Source organism: Caballeronia sp. LZ028, from assembly GCF_031451415.1.
Taxonomy (GTDB): Bacteria; Pseudomonadota; Gammaproteobacteria; order Burkholderiales; family Burkholderiaceae; genus Caballeronia; species Caballeronia zhejiangensis.
The window spans coordinates 252,112-273,902 of the sequence record NZ_JARUXN010000003.1; the positions used below are offsets into that span (position 1 = coordinate 252,112).

Genomic DNA, 21,791 nt, shown 5'->3' on the forward strand with positions numbered 1-21,791 from the left:
GCCTGCGCGCGAAATCAACAGGAGCGATGCAATGCGTGAAGTAGTGGTGGCAAGCGGCGTGCGAACTGCGATCGGCGACTTCGGCGGCAGCCTGAAGGATTTCTCTCCGACGCAACTCGGCGCGATGATCGTGCGCGAAACGCTTCAGCGCGCGAACGTCGCGGGCGACGACGTCGGTCACGTCGTCTTCGGCAATGTCGTGCATACGGAACCGAAGGACATGTATCTCGCGCGCGTCGCGGCGATCGACGGCGGCGTCGCGCAGCACGTTCCGGCGCTGACGGTGAACCGGCTGTGCGGATCGGGCTTGCAGGCCATCGTATCGGCTGCGCAGACGATCATGCTCGGCGACTCGGACGTCGCGATCGGCGGCGGCGCGGAATCCATGAGCCGCGCGCTGTACGCGTTGCCGGGCGCGCGCTTCGGGCAGCGCATGGGCGATGGCAAGCTCGTCGACATGATGCTCGGCGCGCTGCACGATCCCTTTCAGACAATCCACATGGGCGTGACGGCGGAAAACGTCGCGCGCAAATACGGCATTTCCCGCGAGGCGCAGGATGCGCTCGCGCTCGAATCGCATCGCCGTGCGGCGCGTGCGATCGCGGAAGGCCGTTTCGGCGAGCAGATTCTGCCGATCACCGTGCGCGCGAAAAAAGGCGATGCCGTCTTCGACACCGACGAGCACGTCCGCCACGACGCGCGCCCGAGCGACTTCGAAAGCCTGAAGGCCGTGTTCGTCAAGGAGAACGGCACGGTGACGGCCGGCAACGCATCGGGCATCAACGACGCGGCGGCGGCCGTGCTGCTGATGGAGCGTGGCGAAGCCGAGCGGCGCGGCGCGAAACCGCTCGCGCGGCTCGTGTCCTACGCGCACGCGGGCGTCGATCCGGCGTATATGGGCATCGGTCCCGTGCCCGCGACGCGCAAGGCGCTGGAACGGGCGGGTCTGTCCGTCGATCAGCTCGATGTCGTCGAGGCCAACGAAGCGTTCGCCGCGCAGGCGTGCGCGGTGACGAACGAGCTCGGACTCGATCCGCGCAAGGTGAATCCGAACGGTTCGGGCATTTCGCTCGGGCATCCGGTCGGCGCGACGGGCGCGCTCATCACGGTGAAGGCGCTTTATGAACTGAAGCGCATCGGCGGGCGTTACGCGCTCGTCACGATGTGCATCGGCGGCGGTCAGGGCATCGCGGCGATCTTCGAAAATCTTCAGTGAATCAGCCGAACGCGGGGACGACCTGCAGGAGCGGCTCGGGCTTCACCGCGATCTCGCCGGAGAATGGGCGGTCGTGCGAGAGAATCAGCAGCATGGTCGTCGCGAGACTCGCGCAGAAGAGCCCGATCGCGACGGCCGATGTCAGCCGGTTTTCGCCATGAACGAGCGCGATCGCGAAGACGAGACACACGGCGAGAAAGCCGAGGCACAGCCATTTGATGCCGCTGACTTCGGACCGGCTCACCAGAATGCGCTCGCGGCGCGCTTCGAGCGCCCGTTCCAGCGATACCGCTACCTGCCGCTGCGCGGTCTGCTGTCCGGGGGTTATCGCGGGCAGGGCGAGCGCGAACTGAAGCGCCTTGTTCAGCGTCGGCGGACTGATTTTCAGCGTGACCGCGCCTTGCGCCATCATCGGCCATTCCGTATTGACGGTGTATTCGATGTATTCGCGGATCAGCTTGCGCAACTGGATCTGCGCGTCTGGCGGAAAAGCGGCGGATAGCACGACGACGGATCGCAGCGCGCCGGCTTCGGCATCGACGGCGCCGTTGGCGCGCGCGGTGTCGTTCCAGACCTGCGCGGCGGTGAACGCGATGAGCAAGCCGAAGATGACGCCGATCGGCGAAAGCAGGCCCGGCGAGAGCGTCGTGAAGGCGCGCCGATGCGCGCTGGCCGCGAGCCGGCCCGTTACGAAGTGGATCGCCGCCCCCGCGACGCCCGTCGCGCCGAATACCACGAGCGTCATCTGCCAAAGCGGAAGGTTGTGCAACCAGGTGCTCGTCATCGGATGCGCTCCGTGGACCCGAACGGAGCACATTAAATCACAGTCGATGGGGGGCTTCGAAGGTGCCCGTGCGGATTTCGCCGCTGGGCTGATAGCGGGTGATAGTCGCTTCCGAACGTCAGCACATTCGCGGCGCGCGGAAATCGACGCGGCGGTGAGTGCGGGCCACGCGCTAGCGAATTTTCTGTTGGCGGTCGAGTTCGCCGAGGTTCGCGAAGAATTCGTCGCCGTCGACGTGGTCAGCGCGATCGATTTGCGTATGCCCGATGGCAAGGATATCCAAGAGCGCGTTCGTTATTTGCGCGGTCGCGCCGCTTTGCGCCGCTTCGCTCTCAAGATTGATCGTCGGTTTCATGGGGTCGGCTATGTTCACGGTCAATTCAGTCAAGGAATGAACAACCGAATCTCGACCATATTCAGTCCCGTAGCAACGCGATTCCGCCCAAAATCGCCCGATTCACCGCCAAAGCACCATAAAAAAATCCCGTATAGTTAATGACTTGCGGGATTTTTGTTTTGGCGACCCACAAAATGACCCACGTCTGTCACGGCCTTTGATGTGCCGTTGGTCTGACATTGAGCGTTGCCGTTCGAATTGATACAAACGGTCCTCACATCTTTCTTGTGGCGTGTCGGAGCGAAGAGCGACACGTCCTGACGCATCGCTAACTCGCACGACTTGGAATGCTCTCGCAAGCGGGGAGCAAGCGAGAGCGGGACTTACCCGACATCAATATGACGCTAGCTATTTCTGGCTATTGAACTTCGCGAACAATCCGCTTTCTGCAACCTTCGATAGACTTCTCGTCAGTCTGCGCTATTCCATACGCATATTTGCAATATTCAGAAAGCTCTTTTTGGATGTCAGGTGATAGCTCATTCGCAGGAAAAGGATTTCCCTCATTTGCGAACGGATTGACGAACTCTCTTCGAAGCGTCAGCCTCCTTTTCAAGAAGTAGATGACGTTATCCTCATGATCGATATAGGAATGGTAATATCCGATGCTCAACCAAAATCCGAGCGTGAGCAAAGCAAAAACCATAAAAATAGCAGCAACGTTTCTCTTTCTATTCATAGAAATTACTTCCCCGGATCGGCAAGTGACAGTTCCGAGCGCAGCAATTTAACAATATCCATTCCGAGATTTCCGGGGCACGCGCGTCCCTTTTTTGTTGCGAGTTGCTGATATTCACGGTGCCCGCCTAACCTTTGAATATCGAAGAATTCCACGAGCACGCTACACAACGCTTTGCTTGCCTTTATTTGTTCAAGCGTTGGTTTGTCATGCCACAAAACAACCTGGTCCGTTAAAATTCCGCGAATATTCTTAATCTTATCAACCAACGATAAGCGGCTATATTCTTCCTGATACGCTTCACCAGCTTGCACAAGATCGGCAAGAAAAACTATTCCTATCTTACCCGTGTTATCGCCGGCGACGTGCTCGCCGGTGAACCGTATATCGCGACCTTCATAGATTTCACCTTGGCACGAAATAGCGTAGTGGTATCCGGCATCATCAAATGGCGGGCTTCTACCCATGTCTTCTGCTTGAACGCGCTGCATTTCCTCAATAGAGGGCGCGCCACACGAATAACTTCGGCCAGCGTGATGCAAAACAATATCTTGGTAGTCCCAATAACTATCCTTCAATACTTTTCGCGGCGGTTTTGCGTGCCATTCCGATCGCTCGATCAGCTTGTAGCCCTTTCTTGAAAGCGCATTAATGATCGCCTGCCGGGTCGCCGCACGATTATTCACAGAGATGGCTATCGCATCATCTTTACTGCTTCCCAGCGCTGAACGACTCGATGTCCAGTGTTCGATCTTGTAATCCGTGCTCATGTGCTTAAGCTCCTCTTCCGGGGTTTAGCTCCCGTTTGGGTGACGAGAACGAGACGTGGATATCGATAGCACTCACGCCATCTGTCTCAATTTTTGCGTAGCCGTTGGCGTCTGTTTTTCCGGATTGTTCGACGCCGGACACGCGCGCAACATACTTCTGATCGCGTAGCGGCTCACCGGTAACGCTGTCCTGCACATAGAACCGACTCGTATGCTTGCCTTCGCGGGCTGCCTGTGTAGGTGGCGCTGCAATTGGAGCACCACCATCTGTTGATGTGTGAGTCCCGTCTCCTTTCCCGTCCCTTATCAAGAACTCGGGATGCCCCGAAAGCACGCGATTCTGCCCACACGGACAAAGCACTCGATCCATATTGCCTGACGAGCGGTAGCCCTTCGTCGAGCATCGTGTCGGCAGTGCCCAATATCGGAAAACCACCTTCACAATTCCCACAACTAGCAATGTCGTTGCGGCGTGAGAGCGTTCGCCCGTTCTCCGCGAAGAACGACGAAGAGCCGCCTAGAACTCGGCCTCGCGTAGTCGTCCAATCGCCTTTTCCAACCAGCTTGTCAGTCATGCAATGCTCGCCGCTCTATCGGCAAGGATCATTGATTCGTTATGCTTGCTTTTTGGCATTTGTTTCTATCCCTGTCGTGAATGCTCGCCCGGTTTGAGCGGCATCGTCAGCATACGAAGGCAGCGACCACGCGCAAGCAGCCGACGACATAGACACGGCGAAATCAACGAATTTTTACGGCATCATAAAATCAGCGCTGCGGGGTTCTGTCGTATTCGGCGAAATCTGGCGCGTGGTTGCGCAGGGACGGGCTTGGCAGCCTTTAGTGAGTTTTCCAACCCGCGACGGTCGCGCAATGCGAGCGAAGCGATAGAACCCCAAGCGCCAAAAGGACCGTTGACGCATGGTGCTTTGGCACGCCTATGGGCGGGACGTGGCAGGGAATCCGAAAGGGTTGCCGGTAATGGTTGTACTCACCCGGTCTGCCACCCTTGTCACTGTTCCCGCCCGCCCCTTCCATCGAAGGGCGCGGCTCCGGGCTTCACACAGGAGTGAGACATGGGTAATCGAAGCGTCCATTCTGTCACAGGCACAGTCAGGATCGAGCATCGGCTGAGTCAGACAGCCGTGACTATCAAACGGACGCAAGACATCATCGCACAACAGAAGCAGACGCTTTGCGCTGAACAGGCGGCAAAGCTGGATGCCGTTGAGTCCAGTCTGTTGGCGGCATTGGCAAATGCCAGATTGTCAATACAGCTTTTCCAATCGGTGCGCGCCATGCTTCGACCGATGGACGCCGCCGAACAACAGCTTTTCGATGAGCTTGTTAAATGCGGCGTCGTGTCAAAGACCAGCGCGCGAACATAAAGGGAACCGTCTATCGCTCGAATGTCCGCAATTGACATGCGAACGTTCGCGTGAGGCGTTCGCATTGTCCGCACCAATTCGCACCTGCGTCGGAACGTGCCAGTCTAAATGAGCATGAGTGCATTCGTTCATGCGTACACCTTTGCGAATACTTAGCTACTGAGTATTTGCGCGTCATCGCGCCCGCATAGCGATTCTGATTTAGGAAGGACCCGCGCCGCCGTTTTTCAACCACCCCCCGTGCGAAGCGCATTTCGGGGCATGGGGTGTCGATGCGAGTCATGTGTTGTTCGCCAGTCGCGCTCGGCATTCGCGCAGAAATTTGTTTAGGCGGCGCGCTCTTCCAGCCGCTGCGATGCGCTTCTATATAGGCGCTGGCGCATTCGTCGAACGTGATCGCTTTCGCTTTGGCCGTTTCGTCGGCGGCGCGGTCTTTCTGCTTGGCGTCGAGCGGGTCAATCCCGTCGAGCAGGAGCCGCCGACATTCGAGCGCGCGTACGGGCGTCGGCGAGTCCGATCGTGTGGAGTGGCCCGAGACCCATGTATCGGGCGCGGCCCTGCCGCATGTAGCGGAACAGCCACGTTGACGCCGTTCTTTGTAATCTGTAAGTACAGCCCGTTCCCGTCACAGTAGTTCCCGGCGCGGCAGTCTTGTTGGCGAACGCCTGAGAGAGACGATTGATTGCGTTTGCCATGATTGAACCCACATATCGACCCACAAAATAATAGCGGATTCGCGCGGAAAGGTGCGGATTGATGCGGTTCGCATTTCGCTCTATTTGATTGATGTATAAGGGATTTTTGGATCGATGTGCAAAAGCATGGAATGCAAATGGGCGGACGCACTCACCGCCCGAGCCCGCTCGCCGCGATCTGCTGCTCGACATACTGCGCGAAGAGCGCGTGCATGCGCGTCGTCGGATGCAGTTCGTCGGCGAACATGTACGTCTGGTCCGCGTTCGACGTCACGTAGGTCGCCGGCGAGCACAGCAGCGACGTATCGTGCGGCGTCTTCGACGGATCGCACGCCTGCGCCGTGTTCGACACGGTGAATCCGTTGGCCTGATAGTTCGCGATGGTCTGCGTCGTCCACGTATAGGAATCGACGACGATGACCTTGCCTTGCAGCCCGTTCGTCTGCAACGCCGAGGTCAGCGTCGCATTGAAAAGCTGCGACAGTTGCGTGAGGTTGCCGCCGCCATCGGACTGGCGGAGGCCATCGGGCGAGAGTCCGATATTCGGCACGTTCACCACCACCACATGCGTGGCTCCGCTCTGCACGATCTTGCCGACGAGTTGCGCGAGCGTCGTCGCGGCGGTCTGCACGGTCGTGCTGGCGGCGGGCGGCGTGCCCGCGCGCAGAACATCGTTCGCGCCGGCCCAAACGAGCACGAGCTGATTCGAATTGAAACTTCCGTGCGACGACAGATAGCTCGAAATCTGCTGATTGACCGGCATTTCGATATCGCCGATCACATCGGTCAGGAACTGGTTCTGATCGGCCGGCGTGGCGACCGTGGAACCGCCTTGCGCGTAGCCCAAACCGCTTTGCGGCTTCAACTCGTGTCCGAGGTCGATCGTGAATGCCGCCGTCAGCGTGTCGCCGTAATACTGCGCGACATTCTGCGTCCAGACCTGGCCCGGATTGGTCGTGAAGCGCCCGCCTTTGACCGCGCTCGCGATGGGCGCGTACGTGCCGACATCCGACAAGCTGTCGCCGAACGCGACGACCTGCAGCTTCACGCCGCCCGCCGGCGCGGACGGACTCGTTCCGCCCGAGTCGCTATCGCTGCCGCTGCCGCCGCCGCATGAGGTAAGCAGTGCAATCAGCACGGCAGAAATTGCGCGGCGAATGCCGGGCGTGATTCCGATCTGGCGCATCGCTCCTCCGTCTCATCCTTGTCCGGGGCGGCTTCGCGCGCGTCGACGGAATGTCGTCCGGCGAGGAAGAACTCGCGGCTCCGGGTATCGATGGCAACGTCAAGCAAGAAAGATGCGCTTCCCACTCCAGCGTCAGTAACCCGCTTATTCCGTCCCGCAGTCGTTGCAGGTGTTGTCGATGTACCTCGCCGGTTTGCCGTGCGTGGGCGGGCTGATCTGCATATAGCCGCCATCCAGGATGTTGTGACGCACGACGTTCCCGCTATAGTCGACGCCGCCTTCGCCATTCGCCCCGCCCGTGATGTTGCCCCCGTTGACCATGCGGTTGCATTCGAGCACGTTGCCGCCGGTGTCCTGCGTGGCGTCGTTGTTCTCGGGGCCCATGCGGCAGTTGTCGGCGAGGTTATAGGCCACGCGCCCGTTCACCGAGCCGACGAGCGCGATGCCGTACAGCGGGCAGTTGGCGAACGAGTTGAACATCAGCACGGCGCCGGTGCCGCCGCCCTGGCCTTCGGTCTGGAACATAGACTGGCCGAAGAAATCGCGGAAGCTGTTGCCCGCGAGGACGAAGTTGTCGACCGCGCCATTGGTCTGGACGGGAATGTCGTATTCGCCGGGGCGATCCCATTCGCGGATACGCGTCGGATTCGCGCCCACGAAGTTGCAGCCGACGAGACTGTTGCCCGTCGACGGCCCTTCGTAATTGAACATGTTGCCGTTGTTGCGGATCGTCTTCCTGAGCGTCACGCCCGGCTCGCACTGTAGATGCCGGTTGCTGGCCGTGACGACGACCGTGTGATTGAGCAGATACGTGCCGGCGGGCACGAGCACATCGCCGGCATCGATGGCGGCCTGGAACGCCTTGGTGTCGTCGGTCTTGCCGTCGCCGGCCGCGCCGAAATCCTTCGGGCTGCGCGGATCGACGAGCTTCGGCGGCGTGAACGACGTCAGCGGGCAACTCGGCGTCGCCGGGACCGGCGAACTCGTGAGCGTGGCGCGATGCGCGCCGCCGTAGTTCTCGTTCCTCAGCCGATGCCACCAGCGCACGAAGGTTTGCCAGTTCAGCCGGTTCAGAACCCGGCCATCGTCCCAGACTGCGTAGACCGTCTGCACATGCTGCGTCACGCGTGGCGTGTTTATCGCGAGCACGGAAACAACAATCATTATTACGACAACCCAAATGGATTTCTTCATTTGCCTTCCGTACGCGCATTGAGATTCACGATGACGAGGCTCCGATGACGCCGCGCGCAGCCGCCACTCTCGCACGTTATGAACGTGGACTTCTGCACGGTAGCGCACCCGGCAAGCGCGCAAACTGGCCGGGCGTGCCAGCATGATCGTGCAGAATCGCGGGGTTCGCGCATGGCATCGGCGCGCGCCGTGCTGTGGCGAACAGTTCGCGCATGCCGTTTGATGCACTCTCCCCCGGTGCGCAAGCAAGCATCCGTCTTGCGCGGATCGAGGTCAATTTGCCGGAGGGAGAGTGCTGACCGCAACAGTGCAATCGCTAAGAGAACGTCTGCTCGGGGTTCATCAGGATCACAAGCGCATCGCGAGGAGCGCCTTCGTCCTGCTGCTGTTCGTTCTTGCCGGGAAGCTGATCGGCGCATCGAAGGAAATGGCGATCGCGTATCGATACGGCGTCAGCGGCACCGTCGATGCCTATCAGCTCGCGCTCACGATCATCACCTGGCTGCCCGCGACGATCACGAATCAGTTGAGTGTGCTGCTCGTGCCCGCGCTCGTCGCGCTCAGGAACGACAAGCACCGGCAGAACCAGCTTCTCAGCGAGCTCGAGGGCGCGGGGCTTGCCATCGGCATCGTGGTATCGCTGCTGCTGTATTTTTTGTGGCCGCACATGGTCGGTCTCTTCGCCGGAACGCTCTCGGAATCGACGCGCGAAATGTGCCGGCAGATGGTCGTCGGGATGACGCCGGTCGGCGTGCTGGCCTTCACGATCTGCATTTCGGCGGCGCGGCTCCAGGCATCCGAAAGGCACATCAACACGCTGCTGGAATGCGTGCCGGCCATCGCGCTGCTGGTGTTCGTGCTGAGCGCGCGCAACAACACGTCGATCATGCCGCTCATCGTCGGCACGACGATCGGCATCGTGATTCAGGCCGTGTGGCTGCGCATCCTCGCCCGGCGCGCCGATGGCGTGCCCGCGCGCCCGCGTCTCTCCGTGCGCGCGCCGCATTGGCCGGGCATGACGCGCTCGCTCGGCATGTTGCTGATCGGCTCGGTGGTGGCGAACCTGTGGCTTCCCGTCGATCAATACTTCATGGCGCATATGGGCGATGGCGCCATCGCGACGCTCGGCTACGCGAACCGGCTGCTGTCGCTGCTCGTGAGCATGGGCGCGATCGCGATCAGTCGGGCGACCTTGCCGATTCTTTCGGAAATCCTGCATCGCGGCGATCACGCGCGGGCGCGCAGCACGGCGCGCAAATGGTCGTTCGTGATGCTGGGCGTGGGAACGGTCGGCGCGATGATCGCCTATGCGCTTGCGCCGTACGCGATCAAGCTGCTGTTCCAGAAGGGCGCGTTCACGAGCGAGGACACGATCGCGGTCACGAGCCTGTTCCGCTGCGGGCTTTCGCAGATTCCGTTTTCGTTCGGGATGTGCGTGCTCATTCAGTCGTTCGCGAGCGAGGCGCGCTACAAGGCGATCACGGTCATTTCCGTGCTGGGATTCGCGACCAAGCTAGCGGCCACGGCGATTCTGATCCGCTTTTTCGGATCGCAGGGCGTGCTGCTCGGGACCGGCGTGGGCGCGGCGAGCGTCTTCATCTGCTACTTCTTCCTCACCAGCTTCGCGCCGACCGCTACCGCACCGCGTTCCGATAGCCAGTGATTCATCGGCAGTCAGCCGCTCCGTTCGCGCGAGCGGCTGACCCGCTGGCAAGTCCTACGCGCCCCGCACCATCACGCCATGACCGCGACGCTGCATTTCGGTGTCGTCCTCGGCGCTGTAGTCGCGGTCGAGCGCGGCAGCCGCCGCATACACGCCCGGTTCCTCGATGACGCCCGCATGGTTGCCCGGCACTTCCGCGACCGTCAGCCCACGGCGCGCAATCTTGCGCCAGAGCGGCAGCGGATCGCCCCGGTCTTCCTCGCGCGACGCGGCCCGTACGTAGACGATCGGGCCGCCTTCGTACGGCTTCGGCCGATAGTTGTTCATCGCGGCGCGGAACGTGTCGCGCATGCGCCGCAAAACCGGCGGCATCGGATCGGCGGATGCGACTTGCGCCGGCGTCTGCGGCACGCGGCCGAGGCGCATCGCCAGCTTGTTCCCGGCGGCCGACAATTTAGCGCCCGCAAAACCGACGCGTTCGCGCGGCGACATCCCCGCGAGCGTCTTCCATAGACGGCTCGCGTAATCGCGGCGGAATTCGAGCAGCGCGAACCACGGCAGCCAGCGTTCCTGCACGTAGGTGTCGAGCAGACACACGAACTCTGTCTGCTCGCCTGCGCCGAACAACTGCTGCGCGATTTCGAGCGCGACCAGTCCGCCGAACGAGAATCCGGCGAGCGCATACGGGCCGTTCGGCTGAACCTTGCGAATCTGCTCGACGTAAGTCTTCGCCATGTCCTCGACGCGGCGTTGCGGCGCCGTCTCGCCATCGAGCCCGAGCGCCTGAAGGCCGTACACCGGGCGCTCCTTGCGCATGTTGCCGATCAGGCGCGTGCATTCGAGCACCGATCCCGTCACGCTATGCACGAGGAAGAGCGGGACGCCTTCGCCTTCGCGCATCGGCACGAGCACTTCCGATGTCTGCGGCAGCGCGCCGTTGTCGATGACATCGGCGAGCTTCGCGATGGTCGGCGCGCGCAACATCGTCGAGAGCGGGATTGGCCGTCCGATGATCGGTTGCAGTTCCGCCAGCAGACGCGCCGCAAGCAGCGAATGTCCGCCGAGTTCGAAGAAATTGTCGTCGCGAGCGATCGGGGCGAACGCGAAGAGCTGCTCCCATTTGGTCTGCAACAGCCGCTCCAGTTCCTCGCGCGTCGCGTAGCTCTGCGGCACGTCGCCGGATCGCGGCTGCAACGCGGGATGATGACGGATCGCATCGAGCGATGCCGGATTGCGCAGCGCGGCGGCGTTGGTCACATCGAGCCCGTTGACGGCATTGCGCACTGCGGCTTCCGTCAGCTTGCCGCTATGCGTGACCGGCAGATCGTCGACGGCCGCGATCACGTCGGGGACATGGGCGGCGGACGTGCGGCTCACGAGATCGCGCCGGATGCGCGCGATCAGCGTGCCGGTGAGCCGCGCGCCGGCTTTCAGCGTCACGAGCAGCACGAGCCGTTCGCCGACCGGATTGCCGGGCGCATCGGCATCGGCATCGGCGGCGCGCACGCGCTGCTGAACGACGATGCCCTCGCGAATCTCGGGAATGTCGTTGAGCACGCGATAGATCTCGCCCGGCCCGACATTGATGCCGCGCACGACGAGCACGCCGTCGCTGCGTCCGTGCAGACGCGCCGTGCCTTCCGGCGGAAACTCGATCTGATCGCCGTGCGTCCACACGCCCGCATTGGCGCTGAAATACGCCTTGTGAAAGCGCTCGCCGTCCGGATCGTTGAGAAATCCGAGCGGGCGCGACGGGAACGGGTTCACGCACACCAGATCGCCGACGCCTTGCGTGCGCGCGCCGTCGCGCCACGCCTGCACATCGAACGCGAGGCTCTTGCATTGCGCCTCGCCCGCATAAACCGGCAGGTCCGGGTTGCCGAGCACGAAGCAGCCGAGGATGTCGGTGCCGCCGGAAATCGACTGCAATCGCAGCGGCTTCACGTTGTCGCGGACCCATTCGAACTGCGCGTCGAAGAGGATCGCGCCGGTGGACATCATCGCGTGAAGGCCGCCCAGATCGAATTCGCGCGACGGCACGAGCCCGGCGTCCTCGCACATCTTCAGATACGCGGGACTCGTGCCGAACACGTTGACGCGTTCTTCGGCGACGAGCCGCCACAACGTATCGACCGATGCGATCGGCCCGTCATAGGTGACGATTTCGACGCCCGACGCGAGCGCCGACAACTGCCAGTTCCACATCATCCACGCGCAACTCGTGTGGAAGAACATGCGGTCGCCCGGCCGGAGATCGCAATGCAGCCGATGCTCCTTCAGATGCTCGATGAGGCTCCCGCCCGCGCCGTGCACGATGCATTTGGGCTTGCCAGTCGTGCCGGACGAGAACATCACGAAGAGCGGGTGATTGAAGTTAAAGCGCTTCCATTCGACCCGCGCCGGATCGCCGGCCGCGAGCAGCGCGTCCAGCGAGTTGACGGGCGGCGCGGCGTGCACGGCCGACGGATCGCCATCGAGACTGACGATGCCCGCAAGCGTTGGGAGCGCGTCGGCGAGCATCGATATCTTCTTGTCGAGCGGCGTGCCGGTGTCGAAGGACTTGGCGGCGGTATGCGCGAACAGGAAGCGCGGTTCGAGCTGCGTGAAGCGGTCGAGCAGCGTTTCGATGCCCATTTCCGGCGCGGCGGTGGACAACGTCGCGCCGATCGCGGTCACGGCGAGCGCGGTGACGATCGCATCGGCGTCGTTGCGCATCACGCCCGCGACGCGGTCGCCTTCGCGCAGGCCGAGTTGCGTGAGCGCGTCGGCGAGACGAGCCACGCGCGCACGCAAGTCGCCGCGCGTAAAGCGCACGCGGCGGCCATCGGCGTGACAGGCGGTGAGCGCTGGCGAATCCGCGGGCGCAATCGAGAAGCCGAGCAGATTCTCAGCGTAATTCAGCGTGACGTCGGGAAAGAACCGCGCGTGTTCGCAACTATCGCCGACGCATACCGGCTCGGCTTTGCCCGACCACGTCAATCCCGGCGTCCATTGCAGAAAGGACTTCCAGAAGCCGCGGTAATCGCGGATCGAGAAGTCGTGTAACTCGCTAAAGTCTTTTAATGGCTGGTCGGATTGCGCTCGCAGCGCCGCGGTGAATGCGGATATCTGCGATGGTGTGGTTTGGACGGTTTCCTGGACAAAAATCGGCAGACGCGACTTCGCCTCGCCGGGCGATTCCGAACGATCCATGAAGTGGCTCCCTCAGCAGTTATGGCAATACCTTTGGGCACTCGGTTTGCCTTCTTTTTTTAAATCTCTGGATTGTCTGCGGCGCTTTTTCGCGCTCTCGAATAGGTCCGATTCCGGCGGACATGTGCCATCGACGATTAAGCGTATCCAGACAGATCGCCCGGTAATGTGCGGAGAGAAACACAAGTCGTTCGCTGATTAATGAAGCGCGTTGGGAGTCGGTAGGAATGACGCGAATCGCCGGCTGGTAATGCCATATTATTTAATCAGGGGCTGAAGAGTTAATTCGCGACCTCGCGCGACCGAAACAATGCGATTTGCGATGCGTGAATTCGACACGCTTATAAACATCGAATAACCGGTATGCGTGGCATTCCTAATTGGAAAGATTATGAAAGATTCGTGATGCTATTCGTCAGGCCGCCGTAAGTGTGTGCGGTTCCTGCTGCTCTAAGATGATGCACGCAACGATATTTCCAGCACGGACAATAAGCGTCGTGCATCATGTCATGTCGCCTGAAAAAATACTCCGAACGCAACATGCATTTTCCGGCAAGAAGAAAGTTCATTGCCCTCGCGCTGGCGGCATGCGTGGGCGGCGTCATAGCGGCGCGCGCGCTCGAACACGATAGCGAACGAGCCGACGGTATCGCGTACGGCACGGATCCGCGCGAGCGGCTCGACGTCTATGCACCCGATTCGGGCACGCCGGGGAATCGCCCGGTCGTCGTGTATTTCTACGGCGGAGGCTGGCAAAGCGGCCATCGCAAGGACTCGCGCAATATTGCCGAGGCGCTCGCCGCGCACGGCATCGTGACCGTCGCGCCGGATTACCGCATTTATCCGCAAGCCGTTTTCCCCGGCTTTCTCTATGACGCCGCCGCCGCCGTGCGCTGGGCACGCGATCACGCGCACGAATACGGCGGCGATCCCAATCGCATCTTTCTGATGGGGCATTCCTCCGGCGCGCACTTGGCCTCGATGCTCGCAACCGATCCGCGCTATCTCGCCACGCAAGGCATCGCGAATACTTCGCTGCGCGGGATGATCGGACTCGCCGGCCCGTACGCCGCGATCCCGACGAGCGATCCCCACATGGACGAGATCTTTCCGGCCGCGTTGCGCGCGGGTGCGTTGCCGATCGCGTTCATATCGGGAGACGAACCGCCGATGCTGCTCGCCGCAGGCACGGCCGACACCGATGTCGATCCGCGCAACAGCGATCGCTTCGCGGAAGCGCTGCGCGCGCATCATGACGCCGTCGTGCTGAAGAAATACGCGGGATACGGCCACGACACGATCATCGACACGTTCTCGGCGTCGCGCCGCAAGGATTCGCCCGTTCTCGCCGACGTCGTCGCGTTCATCGGCGCGCATTGAACGAGGCCGCGTCGGTTCGCCGCACGCGTGCTCCGGTGGATTGCTTGATGCAAGTCAATCGAGGATCGCGCAGCGCTCCTTAGAGTGATTCAGGACGCGTATGCGCGACCTTATTCATCGACCTCCGGAGCACATGATGCAAGCACGCGATGTAATGACTTCCCCTGTCGTTTCCGTCACGCCCGAAACGAGAGTGCATGACCTGGCGCGGCTCCTGGTGCAGCACCGCATCAGCGCTGCGCCCGTCGTCGATCAGGATGAGCGCGTCGTCGGCATGATCAGCGAAGGCGATCTGCTTCATCGCGAGGAAATCGGCACCGAGAAACGCAACCGCCGCTCGTGGTGGCTCGACATGCTCGGCTCCGATGGCGGCGCGGCCGACTACATCAAGTCGCATGCCCCGACGGTCGGCGAGATCATGACGCGCGAACCCATCTGCGTCAAAGAGGACACGTCGCTGGCCGATATCGCCGCGGTGCTCGAAAGCCATCACATCAAGCGCGTGCCGGTGCTGCGCGATGGCCGCCTCGTCGGCATCGTCAGCCGCTCGAATCTGGTGCAGGCGCTGGCGTCGGCGCTCGCCGTCGAAGCCGCGCCCGAGGCGCTCGCCAGCGATGCCGAAATCCGCGCCATGCTGATGGGCGATCTCGCTGGACGCGGCTGGGCGTTTCCGGGGCGCAATATCGTCGTGCGCGATGGCGTCGTGCATTTGTGGGGCACGGTGTGGTCGAGGGATCAGCTCGATGCCATGCGTATCGCGTCGCAAAGCATTCCGGGCGTGAAGCGCGTCGAGGATCACACGATTCCTTATCCGATCATGCCGGGGCTGTGAAAGTCCAAAGCCGATCAACGACAGGCGCGTCGCGGCGTAAGTCGTCTCGATCGGCCGATTTCTCCCACTATCCGGGACGACCCGAATTGCCGCGAACGGGCATCCGGTCCTACTATCGAATCCCGCTGCTATCGCGGCCAGAGGTACCCCCGGGTCATGCGTCCGAAGCGCATGCCTACATCAGCTAATCAAACGATGGGGAGACAGGTATGCTCAGCGCACACGAATTCGCAACGCTCATGCTCGTCAAGGATGCCGCCGATCAGATCATCGACCGGCACGAGCTCGACACGCTTCTTGAACGTCAACTGATCGCGATGGAACAACTCGTGAGCGGCGCGCAACTGCCGCGCATCACGGAAGATGGCGATTGGCTGCTGCGCGCCGTGCGGCGCACTCACTGAGTCGTCGGGACGTGTGCAGACGTACTGAGTCACGTCGGTACACATCGGCCTGACCGCACTATCGATATCACGATTTCTCGTTTAGCCCGCGAGGCATGCGTTGTTAGCATTGGCATCGGTAAAGATGCCTTCGCTCAACGAGGAAACACGCATGTCCGACCGCAAGAACACGCCTTCCATTCCCGCGCGCCGTCGCACGCTCTTCACGCTCGCCGCGCTCGGTGCGGGGCTGTCGGGCGGGCTCGCCACGCGCATCGCGCAAGCCGCCGATGCGCCGAAGACCTTGCGTATCGGCTATCAGAAGTACGGCAACTTCGTCGTGCTCAAGGCGCGCGGATCGCTCGACAAACGCCTTGCGGCGCAAGGTGTCACGGTGCAATGGCTCGAATTCCCGGCCGGGCCGCAACTGCTCGAGGGACTCAATGCGGGCGCGGTCGATATCGGCACGGTAGGCGAGACGCCGCCGATCTTCGCGCAGGCGGCGGGCGTCGACTTCGTGTATATCGGCCACGAGCCGCCCGCGCCGCACGCCGAGGCGATCGTCGTGCCGAAGGATTCGACTATCCGTTCGGTCGCGGAATTGCGCGGCAAGAAAGTGGCGCTGAATAAAGGATCGAATGTTCACTATCTGCTCGTCGAGGCGCTCAAAAAAGCGAATCTCACGTGGTCGGATATTCAACCGGTCTATCTCGCGCCCGCCGATGCGCGCGCCGCGTTCGTGCAGGGCAGCATCGACGCATGGGCGATCTGGGATCCGTATCTCGCCGCCGCCGAAAAGCAGGCGAACGCGCGTCAACTGACCGACGCAGAAGGCATCGTGCGCAACGTGCAGTACTACCTCGCGACGCGCAGGATCGCGGCGGCGCAGCCGCAACTCGTGCATGCGGTGCTCGAAGAGCTGGATCAGGTCGATCGCTGGGCGCGCGACAACGTCTCCGCCGTGGCGGCGCAATTGTCGCCGCTCGTCGGGCTCGATACCGGCATCCTCGAAACGGCGTTGAAACGCACGTCGTACGGCGTGCAGCCGATCGATCCAGCCACGCTCGCGTACCAGCAGCAGATCGCCGATACCTTCACGAGCCTCAAGCTCATCCCGAAGAAGCTCGACGTGACCGAAGCGCGCTGGAACGTTGCCTGACGCGGCGACCGGCGTTAGCACGATCACGCACATCCTTAGCGCGAATCGATGGTTCAGCCGCGCGCGACGCGTCGTTAGACTCGTTCGAGCGCCGCTGCATTCCTGCGCGCGGCAAGCCCTCTCTCAGACACGACGAACATGAATGTTTTCTGGTTCATCCCCACGCACGGCGACAGCCGCTATCTCGGCACGTCGCAAGGCGCGCGCGCCGCGAATTACGATTACTTCCGCCAGATCGCGGTAGCCGCCGATACGCTCGGCTACGAAGGCGTGCTGCTGCCCACGGGCCGTTCCTGCGAGGACGCGTGGGTGGTCGCGTCGAGCCTCATTCCCGCGACGAAGCGCCTCAAGTTTCTCGTCGCGATTCGCCCTGGCCTGAGCTCGCCGGGATTGTCGGCGCGCATGGCATCGACGTTCGACCGGCTCTCGAACGGGCGTCTGCTCATCAACGTCGTGACTGGCGGCGATCCGACCGAACTCGCGGGCGACGGCGTCTTTCACGATCACGACACGCGCTACGAAATCACCGACGAATTCCTCACGATCTGGCGCGGCCTGCTCGAACAGTCGCACGACAACGGCAGCTTCGATTTCGACGGCAAGCATCTGCAATCGCAGGGCGGCAAGGTGCTGTATCCGCCGGTGCAGAAGCAGCATCCGCCGCTGTGGTTCGGCGGTTCGTCGGCGGCGGCGCACGATATCGCGGCGAAGCACATCGACACGTATCTCACGTGGGGCGAGCCGCCCGCGGACGTCGAGAAGAAGCTCGCCGATATCCGCAGCCGCGCGAAAGCGCAAGGGCGCGACATCAAGTTCGGCATTCGCCTGCATGTGATCGTGCGCGAGACCGAAGAGGAAGCATGGGCCGACGCCGACAAACTCATCAGCAAGCTCGACGATGAAACCATCCGCCGCGCGCAGGCCTCGTTCGCGAAGATGGATTCCGAAGGCCAGCGACGCATGGCCGCGTTGCACGGCGGCAGCCGCGACAAGCTGGAGGTGTATCCGCATCTGTGGGCGGGCGTCGGGCTCGTGCGCGGCGGAGCGGGCACCGCGCTCGTCGGCAATCCGGAGCAGGTCGCCGGGCTGATGAAACAGTACGCGGAACTCGGCATCGATACGTTCATCCTGTCGGGTTATCCGCATCTGGAAGAGTCGTATCGTTTCGCCGAACTGGTGTTTCCGCTTCTGCCGCGCAAGCAGCGCGAGCAGGCGAGCGGGCCGCTCTCGGGGCCGTTCGGCGAAGTCATCGGCACGTCGGAATTGCCGCGCGCATCGGCATCATGAAACTGGCATTCATTGCTCGCCGCGCGCTGCCGTGGCTCGTGCCGTTGATGATCCTCATCGCGTGGGAAAGCGCCGCGCGCACGGGCGGACTGTCGTCGCGCGTGCTGCCCGAACCGCTCGCGGTGGTGAAGGCGGCGTGGGCGCTGATCGAATCCGGCGATCTGTGGGCCAACGTCAAGGTCAGCGCGGGCCGCGCGCTCGCGGGCTTCGCGATGGGCGGCGGAATCGGCTTCGTGCTCGGTCTCGCGACGGGTCTTTTCAAGCCCGCCGAAATCGCGCTCGACTCGACCGTGCAGATGATCCGCAACATCCCCGCGCTCGCGATGATTCCGCTCTTGATCCTGTGGTTCGGCATCGGCGAGGAAGCGAAGCTCGTGCTCGTCGCGCTGGGCGTGTTCTTTCCGGTCTACGTCAACACGTATCACGGCATCCGCTCGGTCGATCGCGACCTGATCGAGATGGCGAGAAGCTACGGCTTGTCCGGCTTCGCGCTGTATCGCGATGTGATTTTGCCGGGCGCGTTGCCGTCGATACTCGTCGGCGTGCGCTTCGCCTTCGGGCTGATGTGGGTGATGCTGATCGTCGCCGAGACCATTTCCGCGCAGTCGGGCATCGGCTACATGACGATGAACGCGCGAGAGTTCCTGCAAACCGATGTCGTGGTCGTCGGCATCCTGCTGTACGCGCTGCTCGGCAAACTCGCCGACATGGCCGCGCGCGCGATCGAACGCGCGACCTTGCGCTGGCATCCGGCGTATCAAACGAAGGCGCAATCATGAATCTGATCGATATCGACACGCTGACGCCCGCGTTCAGGCGCGTCGAAACACATGCGCGCGCGCCGCTCGGCGGGCGCGATATCGCCGTGTCGCTGCGCGGCGTGGAGAAGCGCTTCGGCGAGCGCACGGTGCTGGATCGGCTGGACTTGTCGATCGAGCGCGGCAGTTTCGTATCGATCGTCGGGCGCAGCGGCTGCGGCAAGTCGACGTTGCTGCGGCTCATCGCCGGTCTCGATCAACCGACCGGCGGCATTCTGCAGCGCAACGCCGCCGCGCGATCGGACGAACTGCAAGTGCGGATCATGTTTCAGGACGCGCGTCTCTTGCCGTGGAAGAGCGTGCTCGACAACGTGATGATCGGCCTGCCGCGCGAGAAGCGCGACGAAGCCCGCGCGACGCTTGCCGAGGTCGGCCTTGCGGAACGCGAGAAGGACTGGCCGTCGCGTCTGTCGGGCGGGCAGCGTCAGCGTGTGGCGCTGGCGCGCGCGCTCGTGCATCGGCCGGATCTGCTTTTGCTCGATGAACCGCTCGGCGCGCTCGATGCGTTGACGCGCATCGAAATGCAGGGCTTGATCGAGCGTTTGTGGCGTGAACATCGGCTCACCGCGCTGCTGGTCACGCACGATGTGCAGGAAGCGGTGTCGCTCGGCGATCGCATCGTGCTGATCGATGCGGGGCGCATCACGCTCGATACCGACGTCCCGCTGCCGAGGCCGCGCACGCGCACGGCGCCGGGGTTTGCCGAACTCGAGGAACAGGTGCTTTCGCGGGTGCTTCAGCGAGGCTCGACGTGATCCTGGCGTGAGCGCCGCCCTCACTATCCCTCCAGCGGCACCGCGCTCACGCACTTCAACTCGTCGAGACATACGCTCGACTTCACGCCGCTCACGCCGGGAATACGCATCAGCGTGTCGAGCAGAAACTCCGACAAGCCCTTCAGGTCCCGCGCGATCACCTTCAGCATGTAATCGATATCGCCGGTCACGGCGAAGCATTCCTGAATCTCCGCGAGCTTGCCGACGACGCCCTTGAACTTCGCGAGGTCGCGCACGTGCCCGCGCTCCATCGTCACCTGAATGAAGGCGACGACGCCGAAGCCCAGCGCCTGCGCATCGAGCCGCGTCTCGTAGCCCTTGATGACACCCATTTCTTCCAGCCGCCGATGCCGCCGCAACGTCTGCGCCGGCGACAGGTTGATCGCTTCCGCCAGTTCGAGATTGGAGATGCGCCCGCGCGACTGCAGTATCCCGAGCAAACGCAGGTCGATACGATCGATCTCGATAGTCTGCAATTTCCTTTCTCCGATGAACCAATCGATGAAATCCGGACGCGCAAACTAGGGTTTGTCTGCGCGCGTTAGGAAATCATATTGTGCCGTAACAAATTTACACTGATTCCCCTAAATCGAGCACAAGGAGAGAGACACGTGACACATGAGGGACACGGCACGCTCAAGCGCGGCCTGAAGAACCGTCACATTCAGCTGATCGCGCTCGGCGGGGCGATCGGCACCGGGCTTTTTCTCGGCATCGCGCAGACGATCAAGTCGGCGGGACCATCGGTGCTGCTCGGCTACGCGATCGCGGGCATCGTCGCCTTTTTCATCATGCGGCAACTGGGCGAGATGGTCGTCGACGAGCCGGTCGCGGGTTCGTTCAGCCACTTCGCGGACAAATACTGCGGACAGTACGCGGGCTTTCTGTCGGGCTGGAATTACTGGGTGCTCTACATTCTCGTGTCGATGGCCGAGCTGTCCGCCGTCGGCATCTACTGCAGTACTGGTGGCCGGGCATCCCGACGTGGATCTCCGCGCTCGTCTGCTTCTGCATCATCAACGCGATCAATCTGACGAGCGTCAAATCGTATGGCGAGCTGGAGTTCTGGTTCGCGATCGTGAAGGTCGTCGCGATCGTCGGCATGATCGGCTTCGGCGGCTGGCTGCTGTTCTCGGGCAGCGCCGGGCCGGACGCGAGCGTGACCAATCTCTGGCGTCACGGCGGCTTCTTCCCGAACGGCGTCTCCGGTCTCGTCATGGCGATGGCCGTCATCATGTTCTCGTTCGGCGGGCTGGAGCTGGTCGGCATCACCGCGGCCGAAGCGGACGATCCCTCGCACACGATTCCGCGCGCGACCAATCAGGTGATCTATCGCATTCTGATTTTCTACGTAGGCGCGCTCGGCGTGCTCCTTTCGCTGTATCCGTGGCAGAAGGTCGTGACCGGCGGCAGCCCGTTCGTGCTCATCTTCCATGCGATGAACAGCAACTTCGTCGCGCATGTGCTCAATGCCGTGGTGCTCACGGCGGCGCTCTCGGTCTATAACAGCGGCGTGTATTGCAACAGCCGCATGCTCTATGGTCTCGCGCAGCAGGGCAATGCGCCGCGCGCGCTGCTCAAGGTCAACCGGCGCGGCATTCCGCTCGCCGCGCTCGGCGTCTCCGCGCTCGCGACGGCCGTCTGCGTGCTCATCAACTATCTGATGCCGGGCAAGGCGTTCGAGTTACTGATGGGGCTCGTCGTGTCGGCGCTCATCATCAACTGGGCGATGATCTCGCTCATCCATCTGCAATTCCGACGCGTGAAGGCGCGCAATGGCGAAACGACCGTGTTCAAGAGCCTCGGCTATCCGCTCACCAACTATCTGTGCCTCGCGTTCCTCGCGGGCATTCTCGTGGTGATGTGCCTGATCCCCGATCTGCGCATCTCGGTCTATCTCATTCCCGTGTGGCTCGCGGTGCTCGGCGTCGGCTATGCGATTCGCAATCGCCGTCGCGCGAGTGCGGCCTTGTCGCGCGTCTGAAGGAGACGGTC

Annotated in this window: 17 protein-coding genes and 1 pseudogene; 12 read left to right on the forward strand and 6 right to left on the reverse strand. The window is 62.3% G+C overall.

Annotation, left to right across the window (positions count from 1 at the left end; translation table 11 throughout):
- The first annotated feature begins 31 nt into the window (after positions 1-31).
- Positions 32-1,216, forward strand: a complete 1,185-nt coding sequence (bktB, locus tag QCE58_RS18765) for a beta-ketothiolase BktB (protein WP_250522211.1) — start codon at positions 32-34, stop codon at positions 1,214-1,216.
- A gap of 1 nt (position 1,217) precedes the next feature.
- Here the strand turns inward: bktB and QCE58_RS18770 are convergent, their stop codons facing one another.
- Positions 1,218-2,000 (reverse strand): DUF4239 domain-containing protein, encoded by a 783-nt coding sequence (locus tag QCE58_RS18770; protein WP_008347548.1) that lies wholly within the window; start codon positions 1,998-2,000, stop codon positions 1,218-1,220.
- Positions 2,001-2,046: 46 nt separating this feature from the next.
- Here QCE58_RS18770 and QCE58_RS18775 point away from each other — a divergent pair, with 46 nt between their 5' ends.
- Complete coding sequence (locus tag QCE58_RS18775; RefSeq protein WP_250522212.1) at positions 2,047-2,496, forward strand: hypothetical protein; 450 nt, start codon at positions 2,047-2,049, stop codon at positions 2,494-2,496.
- A gap of 585 nt (positions 2,497-3,081) precedes the next feature.
- On the opposite strand, the gene QCE58_RS18780 is transcribed toward QCE58_RS18775, so the two are convergent.
- On the reverse strand, positions 3,082-3,846 hold the full coding sequence (locus QCE58_RS18780) for a peptidoglycan recognition family protein (RefSeq protein ID WP_175980518.1): 765 nt from the start codon (positions 3,844-3,846) through the stop codon (positions 3,082-3,084).
- A gap of 1,073 nt (positions 3,847-4,919) precedes the next feature.
- Here QCE58_RS18780 and QCE58_RS18785 point away from each other — a divergent pair.
- Positions 4,920-5,231, forward strand: coding sequence for a hypothetical protein (locus QCE58_RS18785; RefSeq protein ID WP_250503552.1), 312 nt, complete (start codon positions 4,920-4,922; stop codon positions 5,229-5,231).
- An 846-nt stretch (positions 5,232-6,077) separates the two neighbouring features.
- On the opposite strand, the gene QCE58_RS18790 is transcribed toward QCE58_RS18785, so the two are convergent.
- Positions 6,078-7,112 (reverse strand): SGNH/GDSL hydrolase family protein, encoded by a 1,035-nt coding sequence (locus QCE58_RS18790; RefSeq protein ID WP_250522213.1) that lies wholly within the window; start codon positions 7,110-7,112, stop codon positions 6,078-6,080.
- A 144-nt stretch (positions 7,113-7,256) separates the two neighbouring features.
- Positions 7,257-8,306, reverse strand: coding sequence for a glycosyl hydrolase family 28-related protein (locus QCE58_RS18795; protein ID WP_144403709.1), 1,050 nt, complete (start codon positions 8,304-8,306; stop codon positions 7,257-7,259).
- A gap of 292 nt (positions 8,307-8,598) precedes the next feature.
- Here QCE58_RS18795 and murJ point away from each other — a divergent pair, with 292 nt between their 5' ends.
- Entirely contained in the window at positions 8,599-9,969 is a 1,371-nt protein-coding gene (murJ, locus tag QCE58_RS18800; protein WP_008347555.1) for a murein biosynthesis integral membrane protein MurJ, read from the forward strand.
- Between the two features lie 54 nt (positions 9,970-10,023).
- Here the strand turns inward: murJ and QCE58_RS18805 are convergent, their stop codons facing one another.
- Positions 10,024-13,161: an acetoacetate--CoA ligase gene (locus tag QCE58_RS18805; RefSeq protein WP_250522214.1), complete on the reverse strand. Its 3,138-nt coding sequence runs from the start codon at positions 13,159-13,161 to the stop codon at positions 10,024-10,026.
- A gap of 540 nt (positions 13,162-13,701) precedes the next feature.
- Between QCE58_RS18805 and QCE58_RS18810 the strand changes: the two genes are divergently transcribed.
- The 7 genes from QCE58_RS18810 to QCE58_RS18840 all read left to right on the forward strand — a co-directional run bounded on the left by QCE58_RS18810 (position 13,702) and on the right by QCE58_RS18840 (position 19,775).
- A complete protein-coding gene (locus QCE58_RS18810; protein ID WP_309780044.1) occupies positions 13,702-14,541 on the forward strand; it encodes an alpha/beta hydrolase in 840 nt (279 codons plus the stop codon).
- A 136-nt stretch (positions 14,542-14,677) separates the two neighbouring features.
- Entirely contained in the window at positions 14,678-15,373 is a 696-nt protein-coding gene (locus QCE58_RS18815; protein WP_033536426.1) for a CBS domain-containing protein, read from the forward strand.
- A 209-nt stretch (positions 15,374-15,582) separates the two neighbouring features.
- Positions 15,583-15,777, forward strand: a complete 195-nt coding sequence (locus QCE58_RS18820) for a hypothetical protein (protein WP_008347565.1) — start codon at positions 15,583-15,585, stop codon at positions 15,775-15,777.
- Between the two features lie 151 nt (positions 15,778-15,928).
- The gene (locus QCE58_RS18825; RefSeq protein ID WP_250522215.1) at positions 15,929-16,915 is read left to right on the forward strand and encodes a sulfonate ABC transporter substrate-binding protein; all 987 of its coding nucleotides are present in this window, start codon (positions 15,929-15,931) and stop codon (positions 16,913-16,915) included.
- Between the two features lie 138 nt (positions 16,916-17,053).
- Positions 17,054-18,202: an FMNH2-dependent alkanesulfonate monooxygenase gene (gene ssuD / locus QCE58_RS18830; protein ID WP_175980523.1), complete on the forward strand. Its 1,149-nt coding sequence runs from the start codon at positions 17,054-17,056 to the stop codon at positions 18,200-18,202.
- The gene (gene ssuC, locus QCE58_RS18835) at positions 18,199-18,981 is read left to right on the forward strand and encodes an aliphatic sulfonate ABC transporter permease SsuC (protein WP_008347569.1); all 783 of its coding nucleotides are present in this window, start codon (positions 18,199-18,201) and stop codon (positions 18,979-18,981) included. Before ssuD ends, ssuC begins: the two co-directional genes overlap by 4 nt.
- Positions 18,978-19,775 carry an ATP-binding cassette domain-containing protein gene (locus tag QCE58_RS18840; RefSeq protein WP_175980525.1) on the forward strand — a complete coding sequence of 266 codons (798 nt, stop codon included), beginning with the start codon at positions 18,978-18,980 and terminating at the stop codon, positions 19,773-19,775. The genes ssuC and QCE58_RS18840 overlap by 4 nt, the downstream gene beginning before the upstream one ends.
- Positions 19,776-19,798: 23 nt before the next feature.
- Here the strand turns inward: QCE58_RS18840 and QCE58_RS18845 are convergent, their stop codons facing one another.
- Complete coding sequence (locus QCE58_RS18845) at positions 19,799-20,272, reverse strand: Lrp/AsnC family transcriptional regulator (protein ID WP_175980527.1); 474 nt, start codon at positions 20,270-20,272, stop codon at positions 19,799-19,801.
- Between the two features lie 135 nt (positions 20,273-20,407).
- Here QCE58_RS18845 and QCE58_RS18850 point away from each other — a divergent pair.
- Positions 20,408-21,780: pseudogene (locus QCE58_RS18850) on the forward strand (amino acid permease).
- The last annotated feature ends 11 nt before the right edge of the window (positions 21,781-21,791 follow it).